Origin of the sequence: Rhodococcus sp. (in: high G+C Gram-positive bacteria) (genome assembly GCF_049286785.1) — a bacterium.
GTDB lineage: Bacteria > Actinomycetota > Actinomycetes > Mycobacteriales > Mycobacteriaceae > Rhodococcus_F.
On record NZ_JBAQEO010000680.1, the window covers coordinates 1 to 6,893 of the forward strand.

Genomic DNA, 6,893 nt, shown 5'->3' on the forward strand with positions numbered 1-6,893 from the left:
GACACGGAGCGACTCGAGCCCCTCGTCCTCCATCGAGGACAGGGCGGTGGGGGTGATGAAGGCGTGCGTCACCCGGTTCCGACGGAGCAGGTCTGCCAGTTCCGCACCGCCGAATACGGTGGGCGGAACGATGACCACGCGCGCCGACGCGCCGAATGCCATCATCAGCTCGAACACCGAGGCATCGAAACTCGGCGACGCCAGATGCGACACCCGACAGTCGGAGTCGACCTCGAGCCGTTCATGTTCCTGCGCAGTGAGATTGGCCATACCGCGGTGGGTGACGATGACTCCCTTGGGCTTTCCGGTGGATCCGGAGGTGTAGATGAGGTAGGCCGGATGAGCGAGGTACAGCGGGCTCATCCGGTCGGCATCGGTGACCGGCGCCGACGACACCGCCGACAACTGCTCGGTGAACTCCTCGTCGTCCACGATCAGCCACGGAACGGTGTCGGGCAGATCGTCGCGTCGATCCGCAACCGTGAGCCCGAGTGACGCGCGGCAGTCGGTGAGCATGTAGTCGATGCGGTCGTGCGGGTAGGCGGGATCGACGGGCACGAAGGCCGCACCGGCCTTGGCGACCGACCAGATCGACACCACTTCCTCGATCGACCGGGGCATGCCGAGGGCCACGAATGTCTCCGGCCCCACATCGCGGGCACGCAGCACCCGCGCCAACCGGTTGGACCACTCGTCGAGCTCGCGGTAGGTGACCTGCCGATCCTCGTAGGACAGCGCCACCGAGTCCGGAGCCACCGCTGCGGCGGCGGACAGGATGTCCGGCCACAGTGCGGGCGGCACCTCGGCCTTGCCGCGGGCCGGCACCATCTCCCGCACTTCGGTGTCGCCGAGGAGCGGAAGGGTGCCGATCGGCTGGTCCGGATCCTCCGCGACCGCTGCCAGGATCCGGACGAACCGATCCGCGAACCCGCGAACCGTACCCCGGTCGAAGAGTGCGACGGCGAAGTCGAAACTACCGGCGACACCGGTGGGAGCCCCGTCGTCGAACTGCTCCGCCAGGATCACCTCGAGGTCTTCCTTGACCACGCGAGAGGCGAGGTCCATGCTCTCGACCCTCAGCTGCGGCAACTCGAGTGTGGGGTTCTCGGTGTTCTGGAACTCGAGGGCCACCTGGAACAGCGGCGAGTAGGACGTCGACCGGGTGGGATTGAGTTCTTCGACGAGCCTCTCGAACGGCAGGTCCGCGTGCCCGAACGCGGCGAGATCGGTGTCGCGGACCTGATTGAGCAGGTCGGTGAACGTCGCCCGGGGATCGATCCGTTCGCGTAGGACGAGTGTGTTGACGAACATGCCGACCATGTCGTCGAGCGCCTCCTCGCCCCGCCCGGCGACAGGGGTGCCGATGACCACATCGTCGGTGGCACCGAGCCGGGCGAGGAGAACGGACAGGGCGGCGTGCACGGTCATGAACATCGTCGCGTTGTTGGCCCGCGCGAGCGCGGTCAAGCGCTGGTGCAGGCCGGCATCGATGGTGAACTCCACCCGGTCGCCCTCGAACGACTGTTGGATCGGCCGCGGACGGTCCGTGGGCAGCTGGATCACGTCGGGCAGGGCGGCCAGCGTCTCGGACCAGTGCTGCAATTGCCGGTTGATCAGGGATTCGGGGTTGTCCTCCGAGCCCAGCACCGCGTGCTGCCACAGCGTGTAATCGGCGTACTGGACACGCAGCGGCTCCCATGGCGGTTCGTTCCCGTCGAGTCTCGACGTGTACGCGATCATCACGTCGCGCGCCAGTGGAGCGAGGGAGAATCCGTCCGCCGAGATGTGGTGCACCACGATGGTGAGCACGTGCTCATCGGGTGCGGTCCGGAAAAGCGCCACCCGCACCGGCACGTCGGTGCTGACGTCGAAGCCCCCCGTGACCACTTCCCCGATGTGCGTCGGCAGGTCCTGCGCGGACACCTCCATCGTGTCGAACTCCGGCAGCGCCTGCGCACTCGGCAGAATCCGCTGCACGGGTTCGTTCCCGACCGTCGGGAACACTGTGCGCAGGGTTTCGTGGCGTTCGAGTACGTCGGCCATGGCCAGACTCAACGCCTCCGTGTCCAGATGACCGCTCAGCCGCACAGCCAACGGAATGTTGTATGCGGGCGAAGAAGTGTCGAACTGGTTGAGGAACCACATTCGCTTCTGCGCCAGCGACAACGGGATCCGTTCCGGTCGTTCGACGGGTCCGAGTACCGGACGGGTCGCATGACCGGCGACGCTCCGCTGGATGCGCTCGGCCAGCGACTGCACGTCGGGCGCTTCGAACAGCATTCGGACGCCCACGTCGGTGTCGAGTGCGTCCCGCAACCTCGCGGTGACCCGGGTTGCGATCAGTGAGTTACCGCCGAGGTCGAAGAAGTTGTCATCGATGCCGATCCGCTCGAGGCCGAGGACGTCCGCGAAAATCTCCGCGATCATACGTTCGAGTCCGGTGGTGGGCGGCCGGAATTCCTTTGTCGTGAACTGGAATTCCGGTGCAGGCAGGGCGTCGCGATCGAGCTTGCCCACCGGTGTCAGCGGAATCTCGTCGAGGAATGTGATGCTCGCGGGAACCATGTGCGCGGGCAGTCGGGTCGACAGGAATTCGGTCAACTCGGCGGGATCGACCGCTCCCTCCTCCTCGGGCAGCAGATACGTTGCCAGGACGGTATCCCCGGACGGACCCGGAACACCGAGTGTCGCCGAGAAGCCGACCCCGGGGAACAAGGCGACCTCGTTGTCGATCTCGCCCAGTTCGATGCGGAAGCCGCGGATCTTCACCTGAAAGTCGCTCCGGCCGACGTACTCGACGGTGTAGTCGGGCCGCCAGCGGACGATATCGCCCGTGCGATACATGCGTTCGCCCGCCTCACCGAACGGATTGGCGACGAATCGCTCACTGCTGAGCTCCGGACGCCGATGGTATCCGCGTGCCAGCCCCGCCCCGGCGATGTACAGTTCGCCGGGCACCCCGACGGGCACCGGTTGCAGTCGGCCGTCCAGCACCAGCTCACCGACGCCGCGGATCGGGCCGCCGATCGTGATGGGCTCCCCCACCGTCATCGGATCGCTGATGTTGGACATGACGGTGGTCTCGGTCGGCCCGTAGGCGTTGGTGAGGAACCGTCCGGGCGCCCACCGGGTCACCAGCTCCGGCGAGCAGGCCTCACCGCCGAAGGCGACGTGCTGGAATTCGTCGAGGCCGGTGGGATCGACCGTCGCCAGCGCCGCGGTGGTGACGAACGCGTGGGTGACATGTTCCGACCGGATGAGCTCGGCGAGTTCCGCACCGCCGTAGACCGTGGGCGGCGCGATGACCATGGTGGCACCCACACCGAACGCCTGCAGGTATTCGAACACCGATCCGTCGAAACTCGGCGTCGAGAAGTGCAGGGTGCGGGAGGCCTGCGTTGCCGCGAAACGCTGCCGCTGGTCCTGGGCGAAGTTGTCGAGGCCCTCATGGGTGACCACGACGCCCTTCGGCTTACCTGTCGAGCCGGAGGTGTAGACGACGTAGGCGGCGTTGTCCAGGCTGATCGGCGACTTCCGATCCGAATCAGCCACCGGCAGTGCAGGTTCGGATTGGCACGCCTTCTCGAATTTCGCGGAGTCGAGAATCAGCCACGGAACGGTGCCGGGTAGCGCGTCCACGTGGGCGGACATGGCGAGTCCGATCGTGACACCCGAGTCGGCGAGCATGTGCTCCACCCGCTCCGTCGGATAGTTGGGGTCCACGGGCACGAACGCCGCGCCGGTCTTGGCGACCGCCCACACGGCGAGCACCGATTCGATGGACCGCGGAATACCCAGTGCCACGAAGGTTTCCGGGCCCGCACCGCGGGCGATCAACACGCGGGCGAGCTGGTTGGACCGTTCGTTGAGTTCCCGGTACGACACGTTGCGGCCCTCGAAGGTGAGGGCGGTCCGGTTCGGGTCGAGGCCTGCCGCATCCTCGAAGATCTGCGGCAGGGTGCGTACCGAGAACCCGGGGCGTCCGCGGACGGGTGCGAGCTGCTCGAGTTCGGCCTCGGTGAGCAGTTGTATGTGGCCCAGGGGAATGCCGGGCCGGTCCGCGAGCGTCTCGAGCACCCGCTCCAACCGGTCCGCTATCTCACCGACCGCGCGGAGATCGAATACCTCGGGAAGGTACTCGAACTTCAGGTTCAATCGGTCGTCACCGGACGCGACGATCGCGAGCGGGTAATGCGCCGAGTCCTTGCCGTGGACGCCGCGAAGGAACATGCCGGCGATATCGGTCTGCTCCGTCAGCCCCTCCCGTTCCACGGGATACGACTCGAACACCGTCAATGTGTCGAAACTCGCGCCGCCACCGACTGCGGACTGAATGTCTGTCAAGCCCACGTAGTGATGATCGAGCAGTGCCGCCTGCTCACCCTGCACTCGGGAAAGCAACTGCTCCAGCGTCTCCCACGGATCGAGCGCGATACGCACCGGGAGAGTGTTGATGAACAACCCCACCATCGACTCGATCCCCGGAATCTGCGGCGGCCGCCCCGACACCGTCCCGCCGAACACCACGTCGGTGCGGCCGATCAGCTCACCGAGCACGATCCCCCACGCCACCTGGACGACGGTGTTGAGGGTGAGGCCGCGTTCACGCGTGAGTTCCCGAAGCCGGTTCGTCTGCTCCTTGGACAGGGTGACGGCGGTTTCCTCCGCCATCGTCGAAAGCGCTTCGCTGCGATCCATCGGCGCGAGCACAGTCGGTTCCTCGACGCCCTCGAGTGCCGTCCGCCATGCCTCGAGGGATTCGGTGATCTCATGGCGCTTCATCCACGCCAGGTAGTCGCGGTAGGAGGGCACACGCGGCAGGACACTGCCGTCCGCATCGGTCGCGTAGAGGGTCAGCAGATCCCGGATGACGAGCGGAGTCGACCAGCCGTCGAGCAGGATGTGGTGGTTGGTCAGGATCAACCGGTAGTCCCGCTCGGTCATCCGCACGAGGGTCAGTCGCAGCAGTGGGGCGATCGACATGTCGAATTTGCGCGAGCGATCCCGCTCCACGATGCGCTCGTATTCGCGTTCTGCCTCGGTCGATTCGAATGCCGAGAGGTCGAACTCCGACCACGGAAGCGCGACGTCGTCCTGGATTATCTGGGCCGATGCACCGGCGCTGTCGTGCACGAACGCCGCACGCAGGTTGGGATGCCGGTCGAGGAGAGCCTGTCCGGCCCGGCGAACACGATCGGCGTTCACCTCGCCGTGCAGGTCCAGCATCAGCTGCACCAGGTAGGGGTCGACTGTGGCATCGGAGAACTGGGCGTGGAACAGCAGCCCGGATTGCAGCGGAGACAGCGACCAGATGTCCGAGAGTCCGGGGAATCTGGACTCGAGACGGTCGATCGCCTCCTGGTCCAGTGTCACGAGATCGAGGTCGGAGGGTGTCACCCCGCCCGCGCCCGGCCGGGACACATGCGTGGTCAGCCCTGTCAGCGCCCGCACCCACAGATCGGCGAGTTCCCGGACCTCGGATGCGTCGAGAACCCCGGCGGCAAACGCCCAGGTGGCCCGGAGTCGATTGCCGTCCGATGCACTGCCGGTCACGGCGTTGATATCGAGTGCCGAGGCGACCGGAATGTCGGAAGCGGGGACGTCGTCGAGTTTCGTGTCGCTGACCGGAACCCAGGCGTGCCCGTGGGCATCGGTGGACGTCGCACCACCCAGTCTGCCCAGGTAGTTGAACGTGACCTGGGGCGCGGGCAGCGGACGCAACCGCTCGGCGGTCTCCGGGTTCAGGTATCGGAGCATCCCGTAGCCGATCCCGTGATCGGGGATTGCGAGTAGTTGTTCCTTGATCGCCTTGATCGCCGCACCGGCGGCGGGGCCGCCGGCGAATGCGTCGTCGAGGTCGATGCCCGCTAGATCCAGGCGGACCGGGAACATCGCCGTGAACCAGCCGACGGTGCGGCCCAGATCGGCGCCCGGCACCACCTGGTCCTCCCGGCCGTGTCCCTCGAGGTTCACCAGCGATTCACGGGTGTAGTCGCCGCGGCCGCGACGCCACTGCGCCAGCGCCATCGCGAGCGCGGTGAGCAGACCGTCGTTCACGCCGCCGTGGAACGCCTCCGGCACCTTGGTCAGCAAGGTTTCCGTGACGTCCGCAGGCACGTCGACGGTCAGTTTCTCCACGGTGCCGGCGACATCGACGGCAGCGTCGAGTGGACGCGATCCGATCAGCGGGTCGTCGGCGTCGAGAACGCGCCGCCAGAGTTCGATCTCGCCGGCCCGGTCGCGGGCGGCGTCGACCAGACCGTGCGCCCAGCGGCGCATGGACGTCCCCACGGGTTCGAGTTGTGGTTCCTGACCGGCGGACAGTTGTGCCCACGCCGTCGCGAGATCGGGAACGAGGATGCGCCAGGACACCCCGTCGACCACCAGGTGATGAGCCACCACCAGTAACCGGCCACCCTCGTCGCCGGCGTCGAACCACACCATCTGCACCATGTCTCCGGCAGCGGGGTCGAGTCGGCCTGCGGCAGCGTCGAGCTCCCGGGTAGCGGTTTCCGCGAACGCGGACCCGACCACCGAGGGAACCCGGACCCGCCGGAGGACGTTCTTCACGTCGACCTCGCCCGCGCCCCGAACCTCGATGCGCCACGCCGGGCCGGCGCCGAGGAGCCGGGACCGGAGCATGTCGTGATGGTCGATCACAGCCGCGATGGTCCGCCGGAGCAGGTCCTCGTCGGCCGACGCCGGAAGGGACAGCAGCGCGGTCTGGGTGTAGCGGCGGAAGTCGCCGCCGCGTTCGAGCAGCCATGACACGATCGGCGTCGCCGGCATCTCCCCCACACCACCACCGGGCAACTCCTCGAGCACCACCACATCGGCAGCACCCGCCCACGACGCCACCTCCGCCAACGCCGCCACCGTCTTGGCCTCGAACA

At 67.1% G+C, this 6,893-nt stretch carries 1 protein-coding gene; it reads right to left on the reverse strand.

Annotation, left to right across the window (positions count from 1 at the left end; genetic code table 11):
* On the reverse strand, positions 1 to 6,893 hold a 6,893-nt coding region (locus tag WAW17_RS24640; protein ID WP_422335503.1), incomplete at both ends, for an amino acid adenylation domain-containing protein.